This window comes from Rhodococcus sp. PAE-6 (assembly GCF_025290685.1).
GTDB lineage: Bacteria > Actinomycetota > Actinomycetes > Mycobacteriales > Mycobacteriaceae > Rhodococcus > Rhodococcus pyridinivorans.
The window spans coordinates 1-4,272 of sequence record NZ_JAOCLZ010000050.1; the positions used below are offsets into that span (position 1 = coordinate 1).

At 61.9% G+C, this 4,272-nt stretch carries 3 protein-coding genes and 1 pseudogene; 3 read left to right on the plus strand and 1 reads right to left on the minus strand.

Annotation, left to right across the window (positions count from 1 at the left end; genetic code table 11):
• The first annotated feature begins 844 nt into the window (after positions 1-844).
• Entirely contained in the window at positions 845-1,600 is a 756-nt protein-coding gene (locus NVV99_RS25985) for an SDR family NAD(P)-dependent oxidoreductase (RefSeq protein WP_260783258.1), read from the plus strand.
• Between the two features lie 651 nt (positions 1,601-2,251).
• Here NVV99_RS25985 and NVV99_RS25990 read toward each other — a convergent pair.
• Positions 2,252-2,392 carry a hypothetical protein gene (locus NVV99_RS25990; RefSeq protein ID WP_260783259.1) on the minus strand — a complete coding sequence of 47 codons (141 nt, stop codon included), beginning with the start codon at positions 2,390-2,392 and terminating at the stop codon, positions 2,252-2,254.
• Between the two features lie 514 nt (positions 2,393-2,906).
• Here NVV99_RS25990 and NVV99_RS25995 point away from each other — a divergent pair.
• Both NVV99_RS25995 and NVV99_RS26000 read left to right on the plus strand, forming a co-directional pair.
• Positions 2,907-3,125, plus strand: a pseudogene (locus tag NVV99_RS25995) (acyl-CoA dehydrogenase family protein); the annotation flags it as partial.
• A 273-nt stretch (positions 3,126-3,398) separates the two neighbouring features.
• Positions 3,399-4,272, plus strand: an 874-nt coding sequence (locus NVV99_RS26000; protein WP_260783260.1) for an IS256 family transposase, incomplete at its 3' end; no start/stop codon positions are given.

The following is a 4,272-nucleotide window of genomic DNA, read 5'->3' on the forward strand; positions in this document are numbered from 1 at the left end:
ACACGTATTCGATCACGAAGTAGGAGGCACTGACATCGAAACGGGAATCGCTACTGACATCCCACTGGGAAGTCTCATGGACAAACTGAGACTCTGCACGAGAATTTCAGTGGTGCGACCTGGGGATTCGTCAGTGCATGTCAGTGGTTCTTGTCACCAGAATGTCAGTGGACACAACAGCCGAGTACGGGCGCTGACCTGGGCAGTGTGACCGAGGACGCTGTCGACGTTCCTGACATTCTTCGTGACGAGAACCTACTGACATTTTCTTGCAGAGTCTCATGTAGGTAGGTTCCACGATTCGATGTCGGTTTCCACGTCTCGTGTCGGTAGGACACCCCATCTCAGCGTTCCCCCAGTTCAGGAGTGGTTCTGTCGAGTATCCGAACCATCGGCGGGCTCCACACGATCCAGACCGCTGGCCGCCCAACACATTCGTGTACACGTACCTCCAGCGATCGAAAGTCGAGAGGGAGTCGAGTAGTTCCGATGTGCCGACTTCGCCTTCCAGAAGTGGACGCGAACCATTGCTCGAACGTCGCAAGGAAACCTTCCAGCATATGCGGTCTATCTCCAGGTGACAGTGCGTGAGACGCGATGGTGATTCACCAGCCTCCTGGCGAGCCTGGAGATGTTCATTGTCGGGACGCAAAAATGAGTCTGTCCCAATTTGGGACAGCCTGGGCCGTGCTATCGGCTGATAATCGACCTGGCAAGACGGAAATTCGAGAACTGGTTATAGCCATTGCGGCAAGTGCTTGCTAGGCGTCCTTCCTGGGTGAAGGATTAATTTTCGGGAAGACGGCCAGGACCCGGAATGATTTATCAACGAGAGGAATGAAACGTGCGATTGCAAGGAAGATCAGCTGTTATCACGGGTGCTGCAGGAGGTCTCGGGGCGGCGATATCCGAGCGATTCTCGGAGGAAGGCGCTGTCGTTGCATTGCTCGACCGCGACGAGGAACGTGTCTCAGCGATCGCGGACCAGATCGGCTCCTCCGCGATTGCGGTTGCCTGTGACGTCGCCGACGAAACAAGTGTCGAGCGGGCCATCGCAAAGGTTATTGATAAGCACGGGCACATTGACACTCTCGTGAATAATGCAGGAATCGAGGGTGCGAACAAGCCGACCGACGAGTTGGATCTTTCCGAGTGGGAACGGGTCATGGCAGTAAATGCCACAGGCGTATTCCTCTGTACAAAGCATGCGATCCCGCATATTCGGAAGGCGGGCGCGGGCAGCATCATCAACATCTCATCGGTATACGGATTAGTCGGCGGTGGTGATATCCCTCCTTATCACGCGTCGAAGGGGGCTGTTCGATTGATGAGCAAGAACGATGCCCTCTATTACGCACCGGATCGTATACGAGTGAACTCTATTCATCCTGGGTTTATCTTCACAAAAATGGTCGATCGGTTCGTTGAGTCGACCGGCGCCGATCCGGCGGAGGCGCGCCCGGCGATTGAAGCACTACATCCGCTCGGTACTGGCGATCCAAGCGACATCGCTTGGGGCGCAGTCTACCTCGCGTCCGATGAAGCACGTTGGGTAACTGGTAGCGAACTCGTAATTGACGGCGGGTTCACGGCACGCTGAGTTCAGGGAGGGGGGACTGCTGCACCCCGAGCGCGTACGTCGCCGGCACTCGGAGTCGCCCCGCCGGCGACGTCCCCTGCGCGCGGGTGGCGGTGGCCTCGGTCGACCAGTGCGTCGGCCACCGCGACGGTCAACGCGGTACCAGGGCGCCGCACTCGCCGGCGGCGTCCTCCATCGACAGGCAGTGCAGGGTCGGCGCGTCCTCGCGGTGAACGCGGTCGGGTCGAATTCCGACCGCGTGTCCCGCTCCCCCGGCTGATCCACGGCTGGATCTCGGCGTAGGCGAGGGCGCCGAGCATGTTCGCCGCGGTGGCGGACACTCCCCCTCGTTACTTGTCAGGGGCGTTGTACTGGGCGATCATCGACTCCGCCCACCACCCGAACGCGTGCGCCCGGAGCAGCCGCACTGGCTCCGTTCTCCGGGGTCGTGGCCCAGGTGTAGACGATCGGCAACGGCAGTTGCTCCAGCACTCGCCGCGGTGACCGAGCGTTGGCCCATGGGATCGAAGAATATCGCCAACATCGGGTCGATGCCGGCGTTGGGGCTCTTGGCGCCTTTGCCTGTGCTCAGGCGATGACTCCTTCTCTCGGGTGGGACTGCGCGGCGCCGACGAGCTCGGCGATGAGGCGTTGGGCTTCGGCGAGCTCGATTCATAGACGGGCGATCTCGCCGTTCTGTTCACTGGGCAGCAGCGGACGCTCGTCGGTGACGCCCTGGCCTGTCGGTACCACCAGCGAGCGGTGTTCGGGTGCAGACTCAGGTGCGCTGCGACCGCCTCGATGGCCGCCCACGTCGCGAGTGGATCTCCGCCGGATACGGCTTGCCCCTCACCGGGCTGCCCCCCGATGTGCGCGAAGCGGGCATTGGTGTCGTGGTAGTTCAACCGGCGCTCAGTGTCGGTGATGACGGTCTCGAACTCGGAGGTCATTCGTGAGAGGCGGACCACGCGGATGAGGTGCCCCACCGCTGCACACCCACCGATCGAAGCAGTGCCGAGCACCGAATGTCGCGGTCGCACCCGCGGTGATCTCGCGTGACGGACGAATGCCCGACGCCTCCATGCGACGTGGTGATCGACGAAGTTGAACCGCTGGTCAGGCGTGTCGTGGTCGCCATCGCATCGCAACGACACCAGTCCTTCCTCGAGTGCGCCACTGGCCGGTACAACTGCCGAGCAGTGGTGCACAACTGCACCAACCCGATGCAGGATTCATTTTTTTCCGGCGTGGGGGACGTGCCCCAGACTTCGACGCGGACGTCACGGTCGAATGCGACTCTGTGTCATGCCGTTTCGCGCCGCCGCCTTCGCCGGATGTCGTGCAGTTGTATGCAATGGCGAAGCGTTTCGCCACGGACACCGGATTCGACGTCGCGAACGCCCTGCAACTCCACGGTGGCTACGGATACCTCGCCGAGTACGGCGTGGAGAAGATCGTGCGGGATCTCCGTGTGCATCAGATCCTCGAGGGAACGAACGAGATCATGCGGTTGATCGACGGCCGTGACATGGCGAAAAGACGATGAGATGACTGTCGGCAACGTGCTGGGGCTGGGGATCACCCCATCGCCGGCGGAGGCCCACATCATCACTGTCCCTGTCGAAGTGACCCGCCGACGACTGTTTTGTGAACTCAGATTGTCCCAAGGTGGGACAGTCGTCCCCCGGGGTTGCGTCCATCAGAGTGGTGTAGAAGCCGGAGCCCAATGAGCTGACCGGCGTGTCGCAACCGGACGAAAGACGGTCACCGCGTGATTCTTCGAGAGAGCTACCAACTCGACTCGACGAAAGAGCACGCGATGACCACTGCCCACGATATCGACCTGCACCAGCTCCTTGAAGACCGACTCACCGGCGCCAGCCCCGACCTGCTGCGCGAACTACTCTCGACATTCATCCACGCCCTGATGAGTGCCGAAGCCGACGCACTGTGCGGGGCCGGCTACGGCCAGCGCTCCGGCGACCGAGTCAACAATCGCAACGGCTACCGGCACCGCGACTTCGACACCCGCATCGGCACTGTGGACGTGGCGATTCCCAAACTGCGGCAGGGTTCCTACTTTCCCGATTGGTTGCTGCAACGCCGGAAGCGAGCCGAACGGGCCCTCACGTCCGTGGTCGCGACCTGCTATCTGCTGGGCGTCTCCACCCGACGGATGGAAAAACTCGTCGACACGTTGGGCATCACGTCCCTGTCGAAATCGCAGGTCAGCGTCATGGCGAAGGACCTCGACGAACAGGTCGAGGCCTTCCGGAACCGGCCCCTGGAGCAAGGCCCGTACACGTTCGTCGCCGCCGACGCGCTCGTGCTCAAGGTCCGGGAAAACGGCCGCGTGGTCAATGTCCACACTCTGGTGGCGGTCGGGGTCAACGCCGACGGGTACCGCGAGATCCTGGGCGTGGACGTGACCTCGTCCGAGGACGGGGCCGGCTGGCTGACGTTCTTCCGCGGATTGGTGGCCCGCGGCCTGACCGGGGTGCAGCTGGTGACCTCCGATGCGCATGCCGGGCTGGTGGCGGCGATCGGTGCGACCTTGCCGGGTGCCTCTTGGCAGAGATGCCGAACGCACTATTCGACGAACCTGATGGCGGTGACACGGCTCTGTTGCAAAGATTGGCGGCAGTCAGAGGTAGGCTGTCGCTCTGCGCCGATCAGGCGGCTGCTGCGAAATG